The 24,391-nt window shown below is 70.2% G+C and carries 24 protein-coding genes; all 24 read left to right on the top strand.

All coding sequences use genetic code 11. The annotated features are described in order from the left end of the window. Positions 1-116 precede the first annotated feature (116 nt). Positions 117-1,373, top strand: coding sequence for a beta-ketoacyl-[acyl-carrier-protein] synthase family protein (locus OQ02_RS13115; protein ID WP_033438641.1), 1,257 nt, complete (start codon positions 117-119; stop codon positions 1,371-1,373). Beyond that, positions 1,370-2,494 (top strand): beta-ketoacyl-[acyl-carrier-protein] synthase family protein, encoded by a 1,125-nt coding sequence (locus tag OQ02_RS13110; RefSeq protein WP_033438640.1) that lies wholly within the window; start codon positions 1,370-1,372, stop codon positions 2,492-2,494. The genes OQ02_RS13115 and OQ02_RS13110 overlap by 4 nt, the downstream gene beginning before the upstream one ends. Continuing rightward, positions 2,491-3,444, top strand: a complete 954-nt coding sequence (locus OQ02_RS13105; protein WP_033438639.1) for a beta-ketoacyl synthase N-terminal-like domain-containing protein — start codon at positions 2,491-2,493, stop codon at positions 3,442-3,444. The genes OQ02_RS13110 and OQ02_RS13105 overlap by 4 nt, the downstream gene beginning before the upstream one ends. Beyond that, positions 3,437-4,279: an alpha/beta fold hydrolase gene (locus OQ02_RS13100; RefSeq protein ID WP_197043311.1), complete on the top strand. Its 843-nt coding sequence runs from the start codon at positions 3,437-3,439 to the stop codon at positions 4,277-4,279. Before OQ02_RS13105 ends, OQ02_RS13100 begins: the two co-directional genes overlap by 8 nt. 11 nt (positions 4,280-4,290) lie before the next feature. After that, a complete protein-coding gene (locus tag OQ02_RS13095) occupies positions 4,291-5,289 on the top strand; it encodes a thioesterase family protein (RefSeq protein ID WP_033438638.1) in 999 nt (332 codons plus the stop codon). After that, the gene (locus OQ02_RS13090; RefSeq protein WP_051772236.1) at positions 5,286-6,431 is read left to right on the top strand and encodes a beta-ketoacyl synthase N-terminal-like domain-containing protein; all 1,146 of its coding nucleotides are present in this window, start codon (positions 5,286-5,288) and stop codon (positions 6,429-6,431) included. The genes OQ02_RS13095 and OQ02_RS13090 overlap by 4 nt, the downstream gene beginning before the upstream one ends. 11 nt (positions 6,432-6,442) lie before the next feature. Continuing rightward, positions 6,443-6,703 carry an acyl carrier protein gene (locus tag OQ02_RS13085; RefSeq protein ID WP_033438637.1) on the top strand — a complete coding sequence of 87 codons (261 nt, stop codon included), beginning with the start codon at positions 6,443-6,445 and terminating at the stop codon, positions 6,701-6,703. Next, a complete protein-coding gene (locus OQ02_RS13080) occupies positions 6,700-7,092 on the top strand; it encodes a 3-hydroxyacyl-ACP dehydratase FabZ family protein (protein ID WP_051772235.1) in 393 nt (130 codons plus the stop codon). Before OQ02_RS13085 ends, OQ02_RS13080 begins: the two co-directional genes overlap by 4 nt. Continuing rightward, positions 7,089-7,580: a 3-hydroxyacyl-ACP dehydratase FabZ family protein gene (locus OQ02_RS13075; RefSeq protein WP_051772234.1), complete on the top strand. Its 492-nt coding sequence runs from the start codon at positions 7,089-7,091 to the stop codon at positions 7,578-7,580. The genes OQ02_RS13080 and OQ02_RS13075 overlap by 4 nt, the downstream gene beginning before the upstream one ends. Further along, positions 7,577-8,323 (top strand): 3-oxoacyl-[acyl-carrier-protein] reductase, encoded by a 747-nt coding sequence (fabG, locus tag OQ02_RS13070; protein WP_033438636.1) that lies wholly within the window; start codon positions 7,577-7,579, stop codon positions 8,321-8,323. Before OQ02_RS13075 ends, fabG begins: the two co-directional genes overlap by 4 nt. A gap of 23 nt (positions 8,324-8,346) precedes the next feature. Continuing rightward, positions 8,347-9,069, top strand: a complete 723-nt coding sequence (locus OQ02_RS13065) for a 2-hydroxychromene-2-carboxylate isomerase (RefSeq protein ID WP_033438635.1) — start codon at positions 8,347-8,349, stop codon at positions 9,067-9,069. Between the two features lie 126 nt (positions 9,070-9,195). Beyond that, complete coding sequence (locus tag OQ02_RS13060; RefSeq protein WP_033438634.1) at positions 9,196-11,730, top strand: non-ribosomal peptide synthetase; 2,535 nt, start codon at positions 9,196-9,198, stop codon at positions 11,728-11,730. Next, on the top strand, positions 11,727-12,242 hold the full coding sequence (locus tag OQ02_RS46670; RefSeq protein WP_033438633.1) for a TauD/TfdA family dioxygenase: 516 nt from the start codon (positions 11,727-11,729) through the stop codon (positions 12,240-12,242). The genes OQ02_RS13060 and OQ02_RS46670 overlap by 4 nt, the downstream gene beginning before the upstream one ends. Further along, positions 12,224-12,697, top strand: coding sequence for a TauD/TfdA family dioxygenase (locus tag OQ02_RS46665; RefSeq protein ID WP_033438731.1), 474 nt, complete (start codon positions 12,224-12,226; stop codon positions 12,695-12,697). Before OQ02_RS46670 ends, OQ02_RS46665 begins: the two co-directional genes overlap by 19 nt. A 58-nt stretch (positions 12,698-12,755) precedes the next feature. Then, positions 12,756-13,820 (top strand): 2,3-diaminopropionate biosynthesis protein SbnB, encoded by a 1,065-nt coding sequence (sbnB, locus tag OQ02_RS13045; protein ID WP_033438632.1) that lies wholly within the window; start codon positions 12,756-12,758, stop codon positions 13,818-13,820. Positions 13,821-13,826: 6 nt separating this feature from the next. Then, complete coding sequence (gene sbnA, locus OQ02_RS13040) at positions 13,827-14,837, top strand: 2,3-diaminopropionate biosynthesis protein SbnA (protein WP_051772232.1); 1,011 nt, start codon at positions 13,827-13,829, stop codon at positions 14,835-14,837. A 56-nt stretch (positions 14,838-14,893) separates the two neighbouring features. Beyond that, the gene (locus OQ02_RS13035; RefSeq protein WP_033438631.1) at positions 14,894-15,109 is read left to right on the top strand and encodes an MbtH family protein; all 216 of its coding nucleotides are present in this window, start codon (positions 14,894-14,896) and stop codon (positions 15,107-15,109) included. A 4-nt stretch (positions 15,110-15,113) separates the two neighbouring features. Next, a complete protein-coding gene (locus tag OQ02_RS13030; RefSeq protein WP_033438630.1) occupies positions 15,114-16,076 on the top strand; it encodes a daunorubicin resistance protein DrrA family ABC transporter ATP-binding protein in 963 nt (320 codons plus the stop codon). A 22-nt stretch (positions 16,077-16,098) separates the two neighbouring features. Continuing rightward, positions 16,099-16,926, top strand: a complete 828-nt coding sequence (locus OQ02_RS13025) for an ABC transporter permease (RefSeq protein ID WP_063747049.1) — start codon at positions 16,099-16,101, stop codon at positions 16,924-16,926. Positions 16,927-16,953: 27 nt separating this feature from the next. Continuing rightward, entirely contained in the window at positions 16,954-18,198 is a 1,245-nt protein-coding gene (locus tag OQ02_RS13020) for a cytochrome P450 (RefSeq protein WP_033438629.1), read from the top strand. After that, entirely contained in the window at positions 18,195-18,461 is a 267-nt protein-coding gene (locus OQ02_RS42360; protein ID WP_197043310.1) for a ferredoxin, read from the top strand. Before OQ02_RS13020 ends, OQ02_RS42360 begins: the two co-directional genes overlap by 4 nt. After that, positions 18,446-22,702: a PA14 domain-containing protein gene (locus tag OQ02_RS13015; RefSeq protein WP_156077020.1), complete on the top strand. Its 4,257-nt coding sequence runs from the start codon at positions 18,446-18,448 to the stop codon at positions 22,700-22,702. The genes OQ02_RS42360 and OQ02_RS13015 overlap by 16 nt, the downstream gene beginning before the upstream one ends. A 172-nt stretch (positions 22,703-22,874) precedes the next feature. Next, complete coding sequence (locus OQ02_RS13010; RefSeq protein ID WP_197043309.1) at positions 22,875-24,083, top strand: cytochrome P450 family protein; 1,209 nt, start codon at positions 22,875-22,877, stop codon at positions 24,081-24,083. Continuing rightward, complete coding sequence (locus OQ02_RS13005) at positions 24,076-24,378, top strand: chorismate mutase family protein (protein WP_033438627.1); 303 nt, start codon at positions 24,076-24,078, stop codon at positions 24,376-24,378. Before OQ02_RS13010 ends, OQ02_RS13005 begins: the two co-directional genes overlap by 8 nt. Positions 24,379-24,391 lie beyond the last annotated feature (13 nt).

Here is a 24,391-nt window from a genome sequence, read left to right as displayed (position 1 = left end):
ACGTAGCCTTGGCCTCGACGGCACGAGCCGCCGTCGGCCGGTGTCGGGACAGGTCCGGTGAACCGTGGCGCGGGATCGGGATCCGCCCAGGCACCGGCGCTAGCTGAGGGGACATCATGGCGATCGCTTCTCCCGTCGTCGCGGCGGTCACCGCACCGAAACGCGTGGTGCTGACCGGTTTCGGGGTCTTCTCGAGCATCGGTATCGGCGCCGAGGAGTTCGCTGAAGGGCTGCGCGCCGGCCGTAGCGGCGCGAAGCCGATCACCATGTTCGACACCGAGGGTTTCGCGCACGCCAACGGTTGTGAGGTGGCCGGCTTCGAGCCGGAGAAGTGGATCACCAACACCCCCGTGCGGGAATTGGGGCGTGCCACCAGGTTCGCCACGGCGGCGGCGCGGATGGCCGTTCAGGACGCGGGTCTCACCGAGGACGAGCTGCGCGGGCAACGCGGACTGATCTCCATCGGGACGACCGACGGCGAGTCGTACGAACTGGACCAGCTGGTCGCGAGCGAGCTCTCCGGCGGACCGGCGGCGATGGAACCCGTGGTCACGGGCCGGATCAACGCGCAGCGGCTGTCCGTCGCCATCGCCCGGGAGCTCGGACTGACCGATGTGGAGGCGTGCACGATCGCGACGGCCTGCTCGGCGGGCAACTACTCGATCGGCTACGGGTTCGACATGGTCCGCACCGGCGAGGTCGACTTCGCGCTGTGCGGTGGCGCGGATGCCGTCTGCCGCAAGACTTTCACCGGCTTCTACCGGCTCGGCACGATCGCGCCGGACGTCTGCCGCCCGTTCGACGCCGACCGCAAGGGAATCCTCACCGGCGAGGGGTCCGGTGTGCTGGTGCTGGAAAGCCTGGAGTCCGCACTGGCACGGGGTGCCCGGATCTACGCCGAGGTGCTCGGCTACGGACTGAACTGCGATGCCTACCACCAGGTCGCGCCCAATCAGGACAGTGTGGCCCGCTGCATGGCGCTGGCCCAGGAGAACGCGGGCGTGAAGCCGCACGAGATCGACCTGATCTCGGCGCACGGCACCGGGACGAAGGCCAACGACATCACGGAGACCCGCGCGATCCGCAGCGTGTTCGGCGCCACCCCGCCCCGGACGGTGTCGCTGAAGTCCATGCTGGGCCACACGATGGGTGCCGCGAGCGCGCTGGCGGCGATCGCGTGCTCGCTGGCGATCACCCACGGCTTCATCCCGCCGACGATCAACCACCGCGAGACGGACCCGGAGTGCGAGATCGACTGCGTGCCCAACCACGCGGTCGAAGCGGACCTGCGGATCGTGCAGAACAACGGGCTCGCCTTCGGCGGCAACAACTCCGTCGTCATCCTCGGCAAGTACACCGGGCAGGACCGATGAGCCCGCGCATAGCCGGAATCGGCGCGATGGCCAGTGTCGGCCACGGCGCCGCCGAGGTGTTCGAGAACCTGTGCGCCGGCCGGGGTGCGCCGAACGTCATGCGCGGCTTCGACCCGTCCTGGTTCTCCGCGGACCACCTGTTCGAGATCGACGACCGCCCGGAGCCGGGTGCCGACGTCCCCGGCCGGGCCACGGCGTTCCTGCTCGACGTGGTCGGTCAGGCCGTCGCCGACGCGGGCCTGCCCGAGCAGCTGGACGACATCCCGGTCCTGGTGGGCACCGGGCTGCGCGAACTGCGCTCGGTCGAATTGTGGTGGCGGGAAGGTGCGAAGTTCCAGGCTGACCGGTTGCACTTCGGCACAGCGCTGCGAGAACGCTTCGGCGCCGCCAACACCCACACCTTCGCCAACGCGTGCTCAGCCTCGTTGTACGCCCTGGCCTTCGGCGCCGATCTGATCAGGCTGGACGAGGCGGACACCGTGATCGTCGCCGGTGTCGACTCCGTCACGACGAGCATGTACGGGCTGGCCGACCGGGTCCAGCCGTCACCACCGGATCGAGTGCGGCCCTTCGACCGCAACCGCAGGGGAACGATCCTGGGTGATGGCGCAGCCGCGGTCGTGTTGCGCAGGGACACGGGACGCCACGGCGTACTGCGGTCGGTCGGCATCAACTGCGACGCGCACCACCCCACCGCGCCCGACCTGGACGGGATCACCACCGCGATGCGGCGGGCGCACGAGCTGGCCGGAGTGCGGCCACGGGACATCGACCTGGTCCTCCTGCACGGAACCGGGACCCCGCTCAACGACGCGGTGGAAGCGCGTGCGTTCGGCGAGGTGTTCGGTGCCGACGCGGGCGGGCCGCTGCTGACCGGCATCAAATCGATGACCGGGCACACCTCGGGTTCGGCCGGCGTGCTCAGCCTGATCGTGGCGCTGCGCGCACTCGCCACCGGCAAGGTGCCGCCGATCACCGCGGTCGACGATCCGATCGACGAGGTCGCCGGCTACCGGATGGTGCTGGGCACGGCGGTCGCGGAACCCCTGTCCGTGGCGCAGGTGAACGGGTTCGGCTTCGGCGGCGTCAACGCGGTCGCGATCGTGGAGGCCGCACGATGAAGTCGGCGATCACCGGCGTCGGCCTGGCGGTACCGGGCGATGCGTCGCCAGCGGACCTGCTCGAACCGGCCTCGGCCGGTGCGAGCGCGGTCGACCCGGCCGCCCGGCTCGGCCGGAAGGGACTGCGCTACAAGGACCGTGCGACCCAGTTGGGGCTGTGCGCTGCCGACGAGGCGCTGCGCGCGGCCGGACTGTGGGACCTCGACCTCGACCCCGGTGAGCGGCTGACCGTGCCGGGGGACTCGGTCGCCGTGGTCGTGAGCTCGAACCTCGGCAACATCGACACCGTGTGCCGGGTCGCGCAGACGATCGGCGACGAGGGTTCCCGTGCGACCAGCCCGATGGACACCCCGAACGCTTCGAGCAACATCCTGGCGTCCGAGGTGGCCATCCGGTTCGGGCTGCGCGGACCCAACCTGATGGTGTGCAACGGCGCGACGTCCGGGCTGGACGCCGTGCACTGGGCGAGCACGGTGCTGAGAGGCGGTCGGGCCGAGTACGTCGTCGTGCTCGGGGTCGAGCCGGACAACGAGGTGGTCCGCCAGTTGACCGATGCCGGGCGAGTGCTCGACGGTGCCGCCGCGGTCGTCCTGGAGAACCCGGAGCACGCCAGGGGCCGCGGCGTCACGGTGCACGCCGAGGTCGGCCGGTACGCCCGGACCTCGGGCATGGCCGCGTGTGCCGACCGGCTGTCTTCGGGGGACACCCCCCACGTCTGGTTCACGCCGGAAGGCACCGGAATACGCCCCGAAGCACTCGCCGGAGCCGTGCGGCTCGACATCTCCGGCCGACGGGGATTGTGCTCTGGAGCACTCGGAGTCCTGCAATGCGCCGCGGCAGTGGCGTGGTTCGCCCAAGGCGGTGAGGGGCCGGTCATGGCGTTGGCGGGGAACGACTCCGACGACGCCACCGCAGGAGTCCTGTTGTACGCGGGGGTCACGGGTGACTGAGTCCGAGCTGTCGCCGAGCGCGACGCGGCGGCGCGCGGCATCCGGTGTGGCCACGCAGCGGATCCTGTTGCTGCACGGAATGGCCGGCAGTTCGGCGGTGTGGGACGCGGTGCTGCCCTTGTTCGCGCCACACGTCGAAGTGTGGGCCGCGGACCTGCCGTGGCGTGGTGGCGGCGAGCCCGCCTGGAGCCATCACCCCGATCCCGCGCACTGGATCGCCGACGTGCTCGGCACCGTCCCCGGTGGCGTGGATGCCGTCGTGGCGCACTCGTTCTCAGCGGTGCTGACCCTGGAACTGCTCACCCGTCAAGCGGCTGGTGGCGTTGACGTCGCGGAAGCGCACGGGGTGCGCGGCATGGTGCTCGTATCGCCGTTCTACCGCAGGACGAGCGAGGAGTTCCGCTTCGAGGTCATCGGCAAGCTGGTGCACGAGTTCGAGCTCGCGATGCGCGAAGGCATCCGGACGCGCACCGGACGCCGGATCGACGAGGGCATCCACGCCGAGATGACGCGCCTGGTGTGCGAGCGCGTCGGCCCCTACGGGTGGCTGCGGTTCCTCGACTCCTACCTGCGCACGCCCTGGCTGCGACCTGAACTGCTCGGCCTGCCCTGCACCACGATCGCGGGGTGCCAGGACCGGACGGCGCCTCCGGCTGAAGCCCGAGTCCTCGCCGACGCGTTGCCGGCTGCCCAAGCGCGCCTGTTCGAGGGGTGCGGCCACTTCCCGATGATCGAGCAGCCCGCGGCGTTCGCGTCGACGGTGGACACGTTCCTCGAGTCCCTCACGGTCCCGGCCGGGACCGCCGTTCCCGTCACCGGTGGGAGACAACTGTGACATCGACAGCAATGACAACACTGCTGGCCGGGCCGACCCAGGTGGCGCTGCGACCCTCGTTCGAGGGCAGCAACATCAGCTTCGCCATCGGGTTCAAGCACGTCAACTACCTGGCCGAGGCCGCGGTGCTCGAGCACTTCCGCAGCGCCGGGCTGGCACCCGGTGTGCTGTACGAGAAGTTCGGGCTCGGTTTCGACGTCGTGCACCTGACGACCAGGCTCGGCTCGGTGATCCACGGCGACGACAGCGTGAAGTGCGAGGTGCGTCCCACCACGGAGGACGGCGACACCACCCTCGGGTTCGCGGTCACCATGTCCGTCGACCGGGACGGCCGCGAGACCAAGGCGGTCACGTCCAAGGTGCGGGTGGCGCTGCGGATCGACGACCACGTCAAGCCTGCCGAGCCGGTCCCGGCGGAACTGGCCGCGTTCGCCGTGCCACGACTGGCCACCGCTGCGCCACAGCCCTTGACCGCGCGGCCGGGCACGTCGCTCGACCTCACCACCGGCCGGGGGACCACCGGGCCGGACCCGGTGCTGGACGAGCTGGTCGCGGGCCGCAACGCCTTCGGCTGGAAGTGGCGGGTGCCGTACTTCTACTGCCACTTCTCCGAGCGGATGCACATGTCGGGCTTCCTGCGGGTGCTGGAGGAGGTCGTCGACCTGTTCCTGGCCGAGCGGGGCCTGCCGATCAGGCCGGTGCTGCACGGCCGCGGCTGGATCCCGGTGGTCACCCGCTCGGAGGTCGAGCTGGTCGACGAGGTGCTGATGGAAGAGGACCTGTACACCGTCTACACCGTGCAGGACGTGTTCAAAGACCTGCTCTACACGTCCACGATGGACTGCTACGTGGTGCGGGACGGGAACCTGGTGCCCGTAGCGACCGGCACCATCACGCACGGCTACATGACCGAACGCGAGGCCAACGACTGGGCCTTGGTCAACTTCGACGAGGACGCCCTCGCCGCGCTCCGCGGTGAGCGGGCCGCGCAGCCGGCAGGTGTGGCATGAGCGCGACGGCCATCAGCGCGGTCCGGCCGACGATCTCCCTGTGGTCGGCCGTGTCCCCGTACGGCATCGGCCGGGACGCCTTCGTCGAGGGCATCGGGTCGCAACCGGATACCGTCGTCCGGCTGGACCAGGACCGGTGGCACGCGGCGGAGGACCACGCGTGCCTAGTGCCGGGCTTCGAGATCCGGGACGTGCTCGGCAAGAAGGGGACCCGGGCGATGGACCGGGTGAGCGCGCTCGCGGTCACCGCGTCGGGCGAGTTGCTCCGAGACGCCCCGGTCGAGGGCGACGGCCGGGACATCGGCCTGGTGCTCGGGACGACCACCGGCAGCGTGCAGAGCATGATGGACTTCACCAGGACCTCGATGACCGCGGAGCAACCGTTCTACGTGGACCCCGCGGTGATCCCCAACATCGTGCTGAACTGCGCGGCCAGTCAATGCGCGATCCGGCACCAGCTCAGAGGGCCGAACACGACGGTCGCCGGCGGTCGCGGCTCCACCCTGCTCGGTCTCGGCTACGCGGCCGGGCTGCTGGCCTCGGGCCGCGCGAGCAAGGTGCTCTGCGGCGCGGCGGAGGAGTTCTCCGGGGCGCGCTCGTGGCTGGACCGCCACACCCGTGGCGCCGACGCGGGCGATGTCGTGCTCGGCGAAGGCTCTGCGATGCTGCTGATCGAGCCTGGCGACCGGCGCGACCGCCCGCCGATGGCGCAGATCCTCGCGGTCGAGTCGATGGTCTACCCGGGCGGCGACGTCACCACCACGCTGCGCAAGTGCGTCGAACGGGCGCTGCGCAACGCCAAGGTCAACGCGTCCGAGGTGTGGGCGGCCCCGCCCAGTGCGCTGCCCGGTCCGGTCGGTGAGCAGGAGCGCGCGCTGTTGAGCGAGATGTTCGACAGCTCGGCCATCACCAGGGTCCCGGACGTCGGGCGGCTCGGCGACACGTCCGCCGCGACCTCGGCGTTCCAGATCGTGTCGCTGCTCGCCGTCGCGGAACGCACCCCGGGCGCGGCCGGGAACGCGGCCGTGGTGACCACCGTGGACAGGGACGGGACAGTGGCCTGCGCCGTGCTGCGGCTGCTGGTGCACTGCCCGCCGAAGATCGGTCTCTCCAGGGGCCTTCGCGGGAAGGCGGAGAAGTGAGGAGCGGACAGATGTCGAGCGCGCCCGCGGCCCAGGTCCCGATCGAGGACCTGCGCCGGATTCTCGCCGACACCATCGACGAGGACGTCCACCGGCTCGCGGACGACACGGACTTCGTCGACGACCTCGGGGTCGACTCGCTGATGGCGTTGGAAGTGCTGGCCGTGCTGGAGAAGGAGTACGGTGTGCGCTTCGCCGAGCGGGAGATGCGCGAGGTCCGGACGGTCCGGGACGCCCACCGGGTGGTCAGCGCCAAGTTGACGGGCTCGTGACCCGCGTCGTGAGGGCGCCGGTCCGGGTCGTGCGGCAGTCGACGGCCTGCGAAACGGGCTGGACCGCGCAGGCCACCGTCGGTGTGGACATCACCGAGCCCGTGTTCGCCGGCCACTACCCGGACTTCCCGATCTTCCCGGGTGTGTGCGTCGTGGAGTCGGTGCACCGGAGCGCACTCGCGACTGTTCCCGAACCGTCCGGCGCGGTGACGCTCACCGACGTGGAGTCGGCACGCTTCCTCGGCGCGGTCTACCCGGGAGACGTGCTGCGCATGGACCTGACCTGGAAGTCCGACAGCCCGGACTGGCTGTGCCTGGCGAAGGCCTCGACCGACCGGGGCGAGGTGGCCACCGTGCGGCTGCGGTACCGGGTCGGTGAGACCTCATGACCGACGCGCTGATCAGGCAGTCCGTCGCGTTGGAGGCCGACGCCGTCCGGGCGGTGCTCCCGCACCGCTTCCCCATGTTGCTGCTCGACCGCGTCCTCGAAGTCCGACCAGGACAGGGGCTGACCGCGGTGAAGGCGATCACCGTCGACGAACCGTGGTACTCGGAGGGCGGCGATCCCGGGTACCCGCCGGTGCTGCTGATCGAGTCGTGGGGCCAGGCCGCCGGTGTGCTCGCGCTGCTCAGCGAGCCGGGCACCGAGCTGCTGGACGGCCGCGTCATGCTGTTCGGCTCGATGTCCGGTGTGCGCGTCCACCGGCGGGTGCTGCCCGGCGACGTGCTCGAACACCGGGTCGAGGTGTTCCGCTCGCTGGGCGACACGGTGATCTTCGAAGGCGAGTGCGTGGCAGCCGGTGAGCCGGTGCTCACGGTGAACCGGATGGTGATGGCGTTCCGCGCGCCCGATCAGCAGGCAGGAGGAACGAGATGACGGACGACAAGCCCGGGGTGGCGGTCGTCAGCGGGGGCAGCCGGGGCATCGGCCGGGCGACGGCGCTGCGCTTGGCCCGCGACGGCTTCGACGTGGGTTTCTGCTACCGCTCGGACGAGCAGGCCGCTCGATTGCTGGTGAAGGAGATCGAAGAGCTGGGAGTGCGAGCGTTGGCCGTCGCCGCGGACGTGGCCGACGCCGAGGCGGTCCGCTCGTGGATCAAGCGCACCGAGCAGGAGCTGGGTGACGTGTCGGTCGCCGTGACGTCCGCCGGCATCACGAAGGACAACCCGCTCGTGCTGATGCCGGACGAGGACTGGAACGCGGTGCTGGACACCAACTTGGACGGCGTCTACCACGTCTGCCGGTCGGTGGTCTTCGGCATGATGAAGCGCCGGAGCGGTGTGGTGGTCAACATCTCGTCGGTGGCGGGCGTGTACGGCAACCCGACCCAGACGAACTACTCCGCGGCCAAGGCCGGGATCATCGGCTTCTCCAAGGCGCTGGCCAAGGAGACCGCCCGGCACGGAATCCGGGTCAACGTGGTGGCCCCGGGCTTCATCGAGACCGACATGACCTCCGGGCTGACGGAGAAGGCGCGCAAGCGGGCACTGGAATCGGTGCCGCTCGGCCGGATGGGCACCGCGGACGAGGTCGCCGGTCTGGTGGCCTACCTGGCCGGCGAGCAGGCCGGGTACATCACCGGCTCGGTCTTCCACATCGACGGCGGCATCACCATCTGAGCACGAAAGGACGGTCCAGGCCCATGACCAGGACCAAGCGGCCACCGCGGTGGTACTTCTCCCTGCGCAGCCCGTATTCCTGGTTCGCCTACCGCGAGCTGGGCGAACGCTACCCGGATGTGCTCGACGCGGTGGAGTGGATCCCGTACTGGGATCCCGACGCCGAGACCGAACGCCTGCTGGACCAGGACGGGGTGAAGCTCGCGTACTCGCAGATGACGCGGGCGAAGAACTTCTACATCCTCCAGGACGCCCGGCGCTGGTCGCGGGCCCGAGGCTGGCAGATGACGTGGCCGGCCGACCGGGACCCGGACTGGGAGGTCGCCCACCTGCCGTACTTCCCCGCCGTGGCCGCCGGCCAGGGCCGGGCCTACGTGGCGGCGGTGTACCGGGAACGTTGGGAACGCGGTGAGGACATCACCGACCGCGCCACGATCGCGCGGGTGGCCGAGGAGATCGGCTTGGACCCGGACGGGATGCTCGCCGCGATCGACGATCCCGCGGTGCGCGAGGAGGGTGCGCGATGCCTGGCGGGTGCGGCGGCGGACGGGCTGTTCGGTGTGCCGTTCTTCGTGTGCGGACCCGAGAAGTTCTGGGGCGTGGAGCGTGTCGCGGCGTTCGCCGCGACGGTTCGGGGTGAGCCGGTGACCGTGGTGTCGGACGTGCCGTGGCAGGTCGGTGCAGTGGAACTGGCCGAGCGCGCGGGAGTCGGGGCCGACGCGGGCCATGCCGGTGGCTGTGGCTGACTGATTTGCTCTCGCTTGTTCCACGTAGCGCCGATTCTCACGACGGTCGAGATTGCGCTCGATGAAGGTGCTCCGGCCGGGCCGCGAACGCGCCTCGCTGAAACGCTTCTGCGGAAAGGAAGAACGATGGGGGTGCGCAGGGCCGAGGCGGACACGCCGGCCAGTCGTGAGTTCTGGAAGGGTGTGCTGGCCGCCGGTGCGGCGGTGCCGATCGCCCGATGGGCCTCCCAGCCGGCGCGGTCGGAGGTCGGTTCGCACCGCAGGCTCCTGCCCTCTGGGCTCGTCGCGTCCCTCACCCGGGCAGCCGCCGAGTTCGACGTGCCGACGTCAGCGTTGCTGATCGCCGCGCACGCCAAGGTGCTGCGCGCGCTGACCGGTGAGCGCGAGGTGGTGACCGGCCTGGTCCCCGGTGGTTCCCGAGCGCAGCAGCCGCTGCCGTGCCGCTTGGACGCGGAGAACGGTTCCTGGCGCGAGCTCGTCGCGCGAGCGGCGCGGACCCAAGCGGACTTGGTGGCGCACGGTGCCTTTCCCGTCGACGACCTCCGCGCCGAGCTCGGGATCGTGCGCGACCCCTTCGAGACCGTTCTGGACCTGTCGCCCGGTACCCCGCTGCGGGAAGCCGAGCCGTCGCAGGACGCGCTGCGGGTGGGCTTCCACCAGGACAGCGACCTGCTGTGGATCGTGGTCCACCACCGGACCGACCTGGTCGACGACGAGTACGCCGAGCGGATCGCGGGGTATCACGTCGCCGCCCTGAACGCCATCGTGTCCGAACCAGACAGTCCGCACGAGTCCGCCACGTTGCTGTCCGAAGCCGAGCGCAGGACACAGTTCGACGTGCTGGCCGGTCCGGACCGACCGCTGCCGGACCGCCGGTTCCACGAGCTCTTCGAAGAGCGGGTGCGCGAGCACCCGGACACCGTCGCGGCGGTGAGCCGCGGGGTTTCCTGGACCTACGACGAGCTGAACCGCCGGGCGAACCGGATCGCCCACGCGCTGTTGGCCCGGGAGATCCAGCCGGAAGACCGGGTCGCCGTGGTGACCGAGCGGGACCTGGACTGGCTGGCGGCCGTGATCGGCGTCTTCAAGGCGGGCGCCGCGTACCTGCCGATCGAGCCCCAGTTCCCGGCCGGGCGGATCGAATCCACGCTGTCGCAGAGCGAATGCCGGCTGGTGCTCAGCGAGCCGCGCAGCGACGCGGGCGTGCGGGAAGCGGCCACTGCGCTGGCGGGCGTTCGGATCGAGCACATCGAGGCGATCTACCAGGAAGACCACGAGGACGGCGATCCAGGCGTCCACGTCGGTCCGGACCAGCTCGCCTACATCTACTTCACCTCCGGCTCCACCGGCAAGCCCAAGGGCGCCATGTGCGAGCACGCCGGGATGCTCAACCACCTGTTCGCCAAGATCGACGACTTCGGGATCGGCGCCGGGCAGGTGGTCGCCCAGACCGCGCCGCAGTGCTTCGACATCTCGTTGTGGCAGCTGATCTCCGCACTGCTCGTCGGAGGCCGCACGCTGATCGTCGAGCAGGACGCGGTGCTGGACGTCCAGCGCTACCTGGACCTCATCACCAGCTCGGGGGTTGAGTTTCTCCAGGTCGTGCCGTCGTACCTCGAAGTCGTGCTCTCGCAACTGGAGGAGGAGCCGAGGCCGCTCGGCCGGCTGCGGTGCGTGTCGGCCACCGGGGAGGCGTTGAAGAAGGAACTCGCCGCCCGCTGGTTCGCCGCCTGCCCGGACATCAAGCTGGCCAACGCGTACGGCCTGACCGAGACCTCGGACGACACCAACCACGAGGTGATGAGCGAGGTGCCTCGGCACGACACCGTCCCGCTGGGCCGCGCGGTGAACAACGTGCGCGTGTACGTGGTCGACGAAGCGCTGAACCCGGTGCCGCTCGGTGCGCCGGGGGAGATCGTCTTCTCGGGGGTCTGCGTCGGGCGCGGGTACATCAACGACGAAGAGCGCACCAGGGCGGCGTTCCTCACCGATCCGCACCGCCCGGGTGAGCGGCTCTACCGGTCCGGGGACTTCGGGCGCTGGCTGCCCGACGGCAAGCTCGAGTTCCTCGGCAGGCGCGACGCGCAGATCAAGATCAGGGGCTTCCGCATCGAGATCGGTGAGATCGAGAACCAGTTGCTGAGGGTGCCCGGCGTCCGCGACGCCGCCGTGGTCGTCACCACCAGCGAGGACAACGGCGAGCGGAGCCTGGCGGGGTTCTACTCGTCCGCCGAGTCGATCCCGGCCGACGAACCACGGGCGCTGCTGGCCGACCTGCTGCCGGCGTACATGGTGCCCGGCGCGTTGTACTGGCTGGAAACGCTTCCGCTGACCGGCAACGGGAAGATCGACAAGAAGGCGCTGACGCGGCTGGCCGGTGAACTCGGCAGGTCGCGGGTCGCCGACCGGCAGGCACCGAGGTCGGCCACCGAGCAACTGCTGGCCGACGCCTGGGCGGAGGTGCTCAAGGTGCCGGTCGACCAGGTCGGACGCGACGACCACTTCTTCGACCACGGCGGCACTTCGCTGACCGCGATCCGGCTCAGCATGCGCCTGGACCGGCAGGTCTCGCTCGCCGACGTGACCAGCCACCCGGTGCTGCGCGAACTCGCGGGCCTCATCGACGCGACGCCTGGAGGGCGTGCCGCCGATGATCAGTGATCTCCCTGCGCGGCAACGGGAAGTCGGCCGCGAAGTGCGTGGCGGCACAGCCCGGCCAACTCACCCCGATCGTGGAGGCGGGAAGGCCCGCGATCCTCGAAGTCTCGTCCACCGGCCCGGTGGCGGACTGGATCTCCACGCACATCCACGACCTGCACGCCCTGCTGCTGGGGCATGGCGCCGTCCTCATCCGGGGAGAGGGTGTCACCGATCCGGCGGTGCTCGCCGAGGACCGGGACCGGATGGACACCCTCCCGGTGACGGACACCGAGCCGTTCGGCCGGCGCCTCCACCACTGCCGCGGTGTCGTCTCCAGTGCCGAGTGGCCCGCCGACCAGCCGATGAACCCGCACCACGAGCCGAGCTACGCGCTGACCTTCCCCGGGTTGCTGCTGTACGCGTGCCTTTCGGTGCCGCTGAGCGGTGGCGCGACCACCCTCGCCGACGCCACGACGATGCTGTCCCGCCCGCCGACGTCGTGGCGAAGTTCCGGATGCGCGGCTGGATCGTGACCCGGCGCTACGACGGCGACGGGGTGCTGCCGTGGCAGGAGGCGTGCGAAACCGAGGACCGGCCCGACGTCGAGAACCACTGCCGGGACAACCGGATCGCGTTCGAGCGGCAACCGTCCGGCGGCCTGCGCACCCGGCAGTGCCGCGCCGCGGTGATCCGCCACCCCTCGACCGGGAAGCGCGCCGACGTCCCGTCCGCCGACCTGCCGTTCGACACCAGGTTCGGTGACGGCACATCGATCGCCACCGACACCGTGCGCGCGATCAACGAGGCTCACGAGACCTCGGCCCTGAGAGAACCGTGGCAGCGGGGCGACCTGCTCCTCGTCGACAACGTCCGGGTGGCCCCTGGTCGGGATGCCTACGCGGGCGACCGCACCGTGGCCCTGGTGATGACCGGCCCGGTCAGCCTGGCCGACGGCAACCCGAGCGTCGACCCCTTCCCGCCGTTGTAGAGCGATGCCGTCCGGCACGCCCGCAGTGAGTCCCTGAGAACCCGATTCGGAGTCGCGGATGTCCCAGCTACCACAGCCCTTCGCCGTGATTTCCGGCGCCCAGGTCGACCGTGTGCTCAGCGGCAACGAGAAGCACGTGGTGGAACTGGTGGAGGCTGCCTACCGGGTGCACGGCGAAGGCGACACGGTGAACCCGCCGTCGTACTTCCTGCGCTTCCCGGACCGCCCGACCTCACGCATCATCGCGCTGCCCGCGTCCATCGGCGGTCAAGTGCGGGTGGACGGCCTGAAGTGGATATCCAGCTTTCCGGACAACGTCGCGGCCGGCGTGCCGCGGGCGTCGGCGGTGCTCGTGCTCAACGACCACGACACCGGATACCCGTTGGCCTGCCTGGAGTCCTCCATCATCAGCGCCGCCCGCACCGCGGCGTCCGCGGCACTGGCCGCCGACCGGCTGACCAGGAAGCACGGTCGGCCGGTGCGGCTCGGGTTCGTCGGCACCGGACTGATCGCCCGCTACGTCCACACGTACCTGGCCGGCACCGGCTGGCAGTTCGACGAGATCGGCGTGCACGACCTCAGCGCCGAGCACGCGGACGGTTTCCGCGGCTACCTCGCCGGCGCCGGGGCGGCGAACGTGACCGTCCACGAGCGGGCGGAGGACCTGATCTCGTCGTCCGACCTGATCGTGTTCGCGACGGTCGCCGGCGCACCGCACGTGACCGAAACGGCGTGGTTCGACCACAACCCGCTGGTGCTGCACGTCTCGCTGCGCGACCTCGGCCCCGAGGTCATCCTGGCGTCGACCAACATCGTCGACGACGTCGAGCACTGCCTGAAGGCGAACACGTCCGTGCACCTGGCCGAGCAGCGCACCGGCGGTCAGGAGTTCCTGCACGGCACGCTGTACGACGTGATGCGCGGCGAGGCGCCGGAGCACGACGGCACGCGTCCGCTGGTGTTCTCCCCGTTCGGGCTGGGCGTGCTCGACCTCGCGGTCGGCAAGTACGTCTACGACCAGGTCGGCGCCGACGGCGAGCTGCTGGTCGTGCCCGACTTCTTCCACGAGCTGAGCCGGTACGGGCACCGGGACCCGGGGCCCCAGAGCTCTTCGGCGAGGTGACAGCAGATGCCCATCGTCTCCGCACCCCAGCAGTTCAACGTGGACGACCTCTACGTCGACCTCCGGACCCCGCTCGGCCTACCGCTGTACCTCAAGTGCGAGGGGTTCAACTTCGCCGGATCGGTGAAGCTGAAGGCGGCGGCCGAGATGGTCGAGGCCGCCGAGCGGGAGGGAGCGCTGGGCGGCGACACGATCCTGCTGGAGTCGTCGTCCGGGAACCTCGGCGTCGCGCTGGCGATGGTCGCGGCGAACAAGGGCTACCGGTTCGTGTGCGTCACCGACGTCCGCTGCAACATGGCGACCAGGCAGTTGATGGAGACGTTCGGCGCGAAGGTGCACGTGATCGCCGCCGGGCACCCGGAAGAGGGCTACCTCGGTGCCCGGCTGCGCCTGATCCGCGAACTCTGCGAGTCCGACGACCGGTACCTGTGGCTGAACCAGTACTCCAACGCCAACAACTGGAAGGCGCACGAGCGCACGACCGCACCGGCCATCGCCCGTGAGTTTCCGGACTTGGACGTGCTGTTCGTCGGCGCCGGCACGACCGGGACGCTGATGGGCTGCGCGCGCTACTTCCGCAGGCACCGCCCGTCGGTCACCGTCGTCGGGATCGACAGCGTCGGTTCGGTGACCTTCGGAACGCCGTCCGGCACGCGGATGATCCCCGGACTGGGCACCAGCGTGCGTCCGCAGCTGGTCGACATGTCCTTCGTGGACGACGTGCTGCACGTCCGGGAAGCGGACACCGTCCGGACGTGCCACGAGCTGGCCGCGTCGGGCTTCCTGTTCGGTGGTTCCACCGGAACGGTCGTCAGCGGAGCGCGCGAGTGGCTGGCGGGCAACCGGTCCGGCGAGGAGCTCACCGCCGTCGCCATCGCGCCGGACCTCGGTGAGCGCTACCTGGACACGGTCTACCACCAGAGCTGGGTGTCCGAGATCTACGGGCCGGGTGTGACGCCCGGCCCGGACCAGGTCGGCGACCTCGGGCGCTTGCAGGTTTTCGATGCGTCGTTGTAGCCGGGCCGCCGGGTGACCACGATCGACGGCAGACAAGTCGTGAAGGAGAAGTACCGATGACCAACCCGTTCGAGGACACCGAGGCCAACTTCCGCGTGTTGGTCAACGAGGAGGGCCAGCACTCGCTGTGGCCCGCGTTCGCCGAGATCCCAGCCGGCTGGACGGTCGTGCACGGCGAGGACAGCCGGCAGTCCTGCCTGGACTACGTGGAGCGCAGCTGGACCGACATGCGGCCCAAGAGCCTGGTCGCGTTCATGGACCAGTCGAGCTGACCGCATGGATCACGCGGACACGGGGGCGCCCGCCATCGAGGCAGTCGACGTGACGAAGAAGTTCGGCAAGGTGACGGCGCTGGACGGGGTCAGCATCGGCGTTCCGCAGGGATCCGTGCTCGGGCTGCTCGGCCACAACGGCGCGGGCAAGACCACTCTGGTCAACATCCTGACCACCATGTTCGCCCCGACCTCGGGCAGTGCCCGGGTCGCGGGGTTCGACGTGCGCAGGCAGGGTGAGCAGGTGCGCAAGCGCATCGGGCTCACCGGCCAGTACGCCTCGGTCGACGAGGACATGACCGGCTTGCAGAACCTGGTGATGATCGCCCGGCTGCTGGGCGCGAACCGGGCGCAGGCACGCCGGCGCGCCGAGGAGTTGTTGGAGGTCTTCGACATCGCGCACGCCGGGCGGCGGAAGGTCTCCACGTACTCCGGCGGTATGCGCCGCCGGCTCGACCTCGGCGCCGGCCTGGTGGGCAGGCCCGAGGTCGTCTTCCTCGACGAGCCGACCACCGGTCTCGACCCGGCCAGCCGCACCGCCATGTGGGAGATCGTGCAGGGACTGGTCCACGACGGCACGACCCTGCTGCTGACCACCCAGTACCTGGAGGAGGCCGACCGGCTGGCGGACTGGATCACGGTGCTGTCCAGGGGAAAGGTCGTGGCCACGGGCACCAGCGCCGAGTTGAAGGCCGAGATCGGCCAGCGGACCATCACCGCCCGGCTGGACGACCCGGACATGTCGGGCGTCGCGGTCGAGGCGATCCGTCGGCTCGGTCTCTCCCCGGCGTACGAAGCGGACCGGCACGCGCTGGTCATCTCCGGCATCGGGTCGAAGGACCTGGCCAGGGTGGTGCGGGCCCTGGACGACGAGCACGTGGAACTCGCGGAGCTGACGCTCACCGAGCCGACGCTGGACGAGGTGTACCTCGCGGTCACCGACGAGCCGCCGGCGACCGCCGCCTGACCTGGGTGAGGACGACTACATCGTGACCGCACTGGAGCAGACCGTGACGCGCGACACCGTCGAAACGGCCACCTGGCGGGCCAGCGGGCTCGTCACGCAGGTGGCAGTGCTGGCCGTCCGGGCGCTGCGGCCGGTTTTCCTCGACCCGGCGAGGGTGTTCTTCAGCCTGTTGCAGCCGTTGGTGATGCTGCTGCTGTTCAGCCAGGTCTTCCGGAGCGTCGCCGACACGCCGCTGTTCCCCAAGGGCGTGTCGTACATCGACTACCTGGTGCCGGCGATCCTGTTCATGACCGCGACCACCGTGGCCTCGGAGTCGGCCGTCAGCATGACCAACGACCTGCGCAACGGGGTGCTGGCCCGGTTCCGGTCGATGCCGGTGCGACCGGTGTCCGTCCTCATCGCCCGCAGCGTGGCCGACCTCATGCGCGGCGCGATGGAACTGGCCCTGGTGCTGATCCTGGCGACCCTCGTGTTCGGGTACAGCCCGTCCGGTGGTGTGCTGGGCATGGCCGGGGCACTCCTGCTCGCCCTGACCACCGGGTGGAGCCTCGGCTGGCTGTTCCTGGCCACCGCCACGTGGCTGCGCGCCACCGAGAACGTGCAGGCGCTGAGCGTGCTGGTGGTGATCGTGTTGCAGTTCGCCTCCAGCGCGTTCGTCCCGGTGGCGGCGCTGCCCGACTACATCCAGGCCGTGGCGCACGTGAACCCGTTGTCCTACGGCATCACCGCCGCGCGGAACCTGTCCCTGGGCAACGCCCCCGACACGGCCCTCTACGTGACCTTGCTCATCTGCGGCTGCATCAGCCTGGTCGGCGCGAGCCTCGCCGTGCGCGGCTTCAAACGAGACTGACGGACCCAATGGGAATGGTGGCGACACATGACCACGGTTGACCGGGACCCGCGCGCGGTGGCGCGCTTCCCGATGGCCCGGCGGGACCCGTTCGAACCACCTCCCGAGTACCGGGAGATGCGGCGCGCGGGTCCGCTCTCGTACGTCACCGCACCCTCGGGCACCCGGATCTGGCTGGTGACGAGGCATGAAGAAGCGCGCAGGGTGCTGAGCCACCCGGCGGTCAGCACCGACACCAGCCGGCCCGACTTCCCCTCGCTTCGCCCGGTGGGCCGGACGCCCACGCCGGAGGAACGGGCCGAGCTGGCCAAGGCGCGGCAGGGGCAGTTCATCGACATGGATCCGCCGGAGCACGGCGTCTACCGGCGGATGCTGATCAGCGAGTTCAGCGTCCGGCGGATCAACGCGCTGCGGCCCGGCATCCAGCGCGTGGTCGACGAACTGGTCGACGAGATGCTGCGCCAGGGCCCGCCGGTCGACCTGGTCGAGATGTTCGGGCTGCCGGTGCCGTCGCTGGTGATCTGCCAGATGCTCGGCGTGCCGTACGAGGAACACGAGTACTTCCAGACCAGGACCGCGCAGATCCTGACGATGTCCCACGACCCCAACGCCTCGACCGCCGCGTTGCTGGAGATCCGTTCGTACCTCAGCGACCTGGTGACCAGGGCGGAGCGAGAGCCGGGGGACAACCTGATCGGCCGGCTGGTCGAGGAACACGTGAACCCCGGTGCTCTGGCACACGACGCCCTGGTGGGCATGGCCCAATTGCTGCTGATGGCCGGCCACGAGACTACGTCCAACCAGATCCCGCTCGGCGTGCTGACCCTGCTGGAGCACCCGGAGCAGCTGGCGCTGCTGCGCGCCGATCCGGCGCTCCTGCCCGGTGCGGTCGAGGAGTTGCTGCGCTACAACTCGATCGCCGACTGGGTGGCGTTCGACCGGATGGCGTCCGAGGACATCGAGATCGGTGGCCGGCTGATCCGGGCGGGTGAGGGCATCTACGTGCTGGGCGCCTCGGCCAACCGGGACGAGCGCGCGTTCGACGACCCGGACACGTTCGACATCCGCCGCGGCGCCCGCCACCACGTCGCGTTCGGCGACGGCGTGCACCAGTGCCTCGGCCAGAACCTGGCGCGGGCCGAGCTGGAGATCGCCTACGAGACGCTGTTCCGGCGCATTCCCGGTCTGCGGCTGGTCGACGACGTCGACGAGATCCCGTTCAAGTTCACCAGCGCCATCTTCGGGCCGTACGAGCTGGAGGTCACCTGGTGACGGAGGTCGTTGTCCGCGCGGACGAGGAGCGTTGCGTCGGCGCGGGTCGGTGCGTGATCTCCGCACCGGACGTTTTCGACTCGGATGACGACGGCATCGTCACCGTACTGCGGCAACCCGATGAATCCACGATGGAGGGTGTGCGGGAGGCCGAGCGCCTGTGCCCGGTGCGGGCGATCAGCCTCGTGCCCGGGCCACCTGGCGGGGCAGCGAGTGTCCAACAGGGGACAACCAGAGAGAAGAAGCCATGTCAGGCAAGATGAAACTATGGAACCGCCCCGGTTTCAGCCGGCTGGGCGTCAGGTGGGTCGGTGCCGGGATCGCGCTCGTGGCCGCGGTGGCCGTCGTGGTGCAGGTGCCGTCGACGTCCGAGGCGAAACCGGGCAGCTCGCTCGATGTGCCGTTGATGTCCGACGACAGTGGCGCGTTACCAGGTCCGCAGTGGCCGGACGGTGACTTCACCGCGGCCGGCGGTGTGCCGTCGGCGCGTCCGAACGCGCGGACCGCAGTTGCGCCCGCGGCACCGGTGCTCTCGTCGCCGGACGACGGCGCGGTTGTCGCGACCCTGCGACCGCAGCTCCGCGCGAACGCGCTACCCGGCCATGTGCGCTACCAGTTCACCGTGGGCACGGGGGAGACGCCGGACGCCGGGCAGGTGATCACGTCCGGCTGGATCAGCAGGCCGGAGTGGGTCGTGCCGGCCGGTGTGCTGGCGGATGGCGGCCAGTACCGGTGGACCGTGCAGGCCCGCGACAGCGCTTCGGGTCAGGCCGGGTCGGCGGCGGAAGGCCGCGGTCTGGTGGTGAACCTCCGGCTGGGCGAGCAGGATCCGAGCGGCCCGGTGCCAACCGACACGGTCGGCCCGGTCACCGTGAACCTCGCGACCGGCAACGTGACCACGTCGCTGACCAGCCAGTTCATGATGTCCGGCTTCGGCCCGCAGTTCGTGCAGTTCACGTACAACTCGCTCGCGGCGGCGTCGGGCACCGGCCTGACCGGCTCGTACTTCGCCGGCGACGCCGAGTCCATCGAGGACGACGAGCAGCCGGTCGCGGTGCGCACCGACCCGCAGGTCTCGTTCTTCTGGAACGTCAGGGGAACGCCTCCGGCCGGCGTGGGCGACAGGTTCCGGGTGCGCTGGCAGGGCTTCATCCGGGTGCCGCAGAGCGGTGTCTACGACTTCGGCGGCATCCACCGGTCCGGCCTGCGCGTGTGGGTCGCCGACCAGCAGGCCTACGACGGCTGGGGCGCCGGTGTCCAGGAAACCTCCCGGTACGGCAGCGGTGTCCGGCTGGAAGCCGGTCAGGCCTACCCGGTCCGGATCGACTACCGCGCCGCCGGCTTCCCGTCGTTCCTCCAGCTGTGGACGCGCGTCGACGGCGGCCGTGCGGCACCGGTGCCCGCGTCCTGGCTCTCGACCACCGCGTCGGTCCTACCGCCCGGCTGGACCGTCAGCCCGGGTCCCGGCGGCTTCATCGCCGCTGAGGCCACCGAATCGGGCATGACGCTGACCGACGGCAAGGGCGCGTCGACCGCTTTCACCCGGCAGGAGGACGGCAGCTTCAAGGCCGCGTCCGGCTCGGCGACCCTGACCCGGGACGACAAGGATGGTGTCAAAGCGGTCTCCGCAGAAGGCGTCACGTCGCTGTTCGACGCCAAGGGCGTCCTGAAGTCGATGACACCGGGCCGCCAGGCGGACCAGCCGGCGGACAACCAGGCGGGCGCCCGCGGGCATTCGCCCGCCGCGGCCGGTTCCGCGCCGGTCCACGTGAAGTCGGAGGCCGCCACCGCGGCCGACCCGGTCACTCGCGTCACGGCCACCGCCGCCGAGGAGAGCCAGGAGATCCAGTTCCACTACTCGGGCAGCGACAAGTGCCCGGACGCCTCGGCCCCGGCCGGCTTCCTGTGCGCGGTCAGCCTGCCGACCGGCGCGCTGACCCAGCTGTCGTACGTCAACGGGCAGCTGGCCAGGGTGCGCAACCCCGGCAACCAGGTCACCGACATGGCCTTCAACCGGGCGAACCAGCTGACCAGGATTCGCCCGTCGAACGTGACCGACTGGATCGGGGTGGACGCCAAGCGCCGCGACACCGACGCCGCCGCCTACCTGATCGGCTACCAGCCGGAGACCGGGCGGGCGGTGCGGGTGCAGAGCCCGGAACCGACCGGATCGGCGCAGCGGCCCACGCAGCGGCAGATCCACGACTACGCCTACGGCAGCGACAACGGGACTGGGACCACCGAAATCCGGATCGCCGGCCTCAACCCGAAGCAGGGCTGGGCACGGCGGATCACCCGGGACATCGGTGGCCGGGTGCTGACCGACACCGACGCCACCGGCCTGACCACCGAGTACCAGTGGGCACCGTCGGACGAGCAGCTCTCCAGGACGGACCCCACCGGGAGGCGCACCACCACTGTCGCCGGGCCGGACGGACTGGCGACGTACGGTCCCGCGCCGAAGGAGTGCTTCACCGCGTCCGGTGAGCCGGTCGACCCGGCGCCTGCCGGGTGCGAGCGGGTGCCGGTCCAGCGGATGGCGATGGACCCGGCCGCGGGCACCATGACCATGACCACGGTCGAGTCGGACGGTGTGCCGGACAAGAAGACGGCCGTCACGGCGAACGAGTTCGGCGTGCCGTTGAAGACCGTGCTCGACCCGGGTGGTCTGGAGTTGACGTCGGCGACGGTTTACGACGAGTTCTTCCGGCCGCGGTCGATCACCCTGCCTTCCGGCTCGGAGATCACGTACGACTACTACGGTCCGGCGGACACCGCGGTGAGCCCCTGCTACGGCGGGCAGCCCGTGCCGCAGCGCGGATCGTTGAAGACCAACAAGACTCCGGCGTCCGCCGCCGGGGTCAGCCGGATCGACGACTACTTCTACGACGCCAGCGGGTTCGCGGCCGGGATGAACTTCGGCACGGACAAGTGGGCCTGCGTGGAGTCCGACGCCCGGCAGCGGGCGGTGAAGATCCTCACCCAGGGCGACGGCGCGCACGCCGACCGGACGATCCAGTTCGACTGGGCGGTCGGCGGCGACCCACTCCGGTTCTCCACGAAGGACGAGTTCGGCGCCATCACCGCCTCCTTCGACCTGCTGAACAGGCCGCTCACGTACACCGACACCCACGGTGTGCAGACCACGACCGCGTACGACCAAGCGGGCCGGATCGCCAGCCAGACGACGATCCCGGCGAACCAGGCCGACCCGCGCACCACGATCACCCGGCGCTACGACGACGCCGGCCGGTTGCTCGAGGTCCGGTCCGGGGACAAGTCGCTGGCCACGTCCACCTACAAGGCGGGTGAGCTGGTGTCGGTGGCGTACGCCAACGGCAGCTCGCTGTCGTCCATCGGCCGGGACGCCGCCGGCCGGGTGACCGCCCTGAACTGGAAGCTCTCCGACGGCCGCCAGGTGGCGAGCACGGTCCAGCGCACGCGGGCCGGAACGGTCGTCGACTACGCGCTCGGTGGCCAGGACCCCCGCGAGGACGGTCCGAACTACCAGTACGACGCGGCGGGCCGGCTCATCGAGGCGTGGGTCAACGGGCACCACTACACCTACGACTACACGTCGCCGTCGGCCGCGAGCTGCCCGCAGGGCACCGAGCCGAACGCGGGCCGCAACAACAGCGCGGTCAAGATCATCGACGAGACCGGTGCGGGCAAGGCGGTCACGGACTTCTGCTACGACCGCGCCGACCGGCTGCTCGCGGCCACCGGCGCCGACACCGTGTCGGACGTGAAGTACAGCTCGGCCGGGCACATGGCGGAGTACACGCTCGACGGCAACCGCGTCAAGATCACCTACGACGTGGCGGAGCGGTACACCGGTGTGTCGATCGACGGGCCGGACCCGGCGCACGTCACCTACGGCTACGACAACCTCGACTCGGTGACCAGCCGCACGGTCGAGGGGAGCAAGCGCGACGACGGCCAGACCCTCTACCACACCAACCTCTCCGGAGCCTCCGAGGTGCTGGAGATGAAGGCGGACAAGCGGGTCGTCAGTCGGACCGTGCCGCTGCCCGGCGGTGTGATCGCGTCGATCGCGAGCGGCAGCCAGACCTGGCGCTACCCGAACGTGCGAGGCGACATCTCGATGGTCGCCGGCGGCGACGGCAAGCAGATGGGTGATCTCTACGCCTACACGCCGTACGGTGCGCCGCTGACGCCCGACGGCCGGGTCGACGCCGACCACGTGCCACCGAACCAGAACGGCGGCGAGTACGCCTGGGCCGGTTCGCAGTACAAGCGGACCGAGCACGCCGGCGGCCTGTCGTTCGTCGTGCAGGGCCTGCGCCAACTGGACCCGTTGATGGGCCGGTACCACGCCATCGGCACGGTCGACAACAGCATGGTGGCGATCATGTACCAGTACCCGCAGGCCGATCCGGTCAACGTGCGCAACCTCAACGGCTTCGAACCGGGGCCGAACGAGCCGGACCTGACCGGTGCCGTGGTCGGCCCGATCGGCGGCAGCGCCGACCCGCCGAGGTAACACGCGGTGAACCGAAGGTGGTTGCCTGCCGGGCGGCCACCTTCGGTCTTCCGGGGTGATCGAAGAATTTGTACCAGCGCGGCGAGGCGCTCGATTCCAACTAGGCTCGATCGAAGACGACGGCGTTGAAGGAGCGGGGATGGCTGCCGGCCGGACGCTTTCCAGATACTGGATGCTCACGAACGATTTCGCGCAGAATCCGTACCCGGTGCTGGAATACGTGCGCCGGGAAAAGCCGGTGTGCGAGGTCGGGATGCCCAACGGTGGCCGCGCCTGGGTGATCACCCGGTACGAGGACGCCAAGGCGGCCTTCAACGACCCGCGGATGAGCCGGGACATCAACGTGCACTACGAGCTGATGTCCCGTCAGCTCGGCCGGAAGGTCACGCCGCCGCCGGAGCAGGCGAACCACCTGGCCAACCTGGAACCACCCCGGCACACCCCGCTGCGCCGGGCGATCAGCTTCGCGTTCACGCCGCGCCGGGCGGAGGCGATGCGACCGCGGATCGCCGAGCTCGCCGACGAACTGCTGGACCGGATCGACGGCCGGGGACGTGCCGACCTGATGGCGGCGTTCGCCGTGCCGCTGCCGGTGATGGCGATCGCGGAGTTGATGGGCGCCCCGGCCGACCGCTGGCCGGACTTCATCCGCTGGTCCAACGCCCAGCGCGACTTCTCCCCGCTGGACGCCGCGGACGGCGAGCTCGAACGCAACGTGCGCGAGCTCTCCGAGTTCATGACGGACCTGATCGCCGAGAAGACCCGCACGCCCGGCGACGACCTGATGTCCGCGCTGATCCACGCGGCCCCTGAGCGGCGGCTGACCCACACCGAGATCCTGTCCACCGGGTTCGCCCTGATGAGCGGTGGCAACGACACCACGGCGAGCATGATGGGCGGTGTCCTGCTCACCCTGCTGACCCACCCGCGGGAGCGGGAGCGGATCATCGGCGAGCCGGACGGCTGGACCAAGGCGATGGACGAGCTGATCCGGTACACCACCCCGACGCACAACGCGCTGCACCGCGTCACCACCGAGCCGGTCGAGATCGGCGGCGTGGTCATCCCGGCGGGCGAGGTCGTCATCATCTCCTTCCTCTCCGCCAACCGGGACGAGCGGCAGTTCCCGCGGTGCCCGGAGAAGTTCGACATCGACCGGGAGAAGCCCGCGCACCTGAGCTTCGGCTTCGGCATCCACTACTGCTCCGGCGCGCACCTGGCCAAAGTGATCACCGAAGTCGGGCTCCAGCGGCTGTTCGAGCGTTTCCCGGATATTCGACTGGCCATCGACCCGGCCAAGGTGCGCTATCAGATGAACATTCTTGTCCGGACGATCGTCGACCTGCCGGTCGAATGCGGAAAAGGGGTAGCCGGTGCCTGACAGTGACGCCGATCAGCGCCTTGAAGAATTACGTGCGGAACTCGACCGGATCGATTTCCGATTCCTCGACGTCCTGCGGGAACGAATCGAGCTCTGCGTGCGCATCGCCGAGCACAAGCGCGAGCACGGCGTGCCCATGATGCAGCCACACCGGATCGGTGTGGTCCAGCAGCGCGCGGCCGAGTACGGCCGGGAGCACGGAGTGGACGGGGACTTCCTGCGCAACCTCTACGACCTCGTCATCGCCGAGACCTGCCGCGTCGAGGACCTCGTGATCGGCAACGTCACAGCTTGACGGGAGCCAGCGC

The organism is Saccharothrix sp. NRRL B-16314, from assembly GCF_000716595.1.
Taxonomy (GTDB): domain Bacteria; phylum Actinomycetota; class Actinomycetes; order Mycobacteriales; family Pseudonocardiaceae; genus Actinosynnema.
Note: the sequence above shows the minus strand (reverse complement) of the source record. Positions and strands in the feature narration are given on the sequence as shown.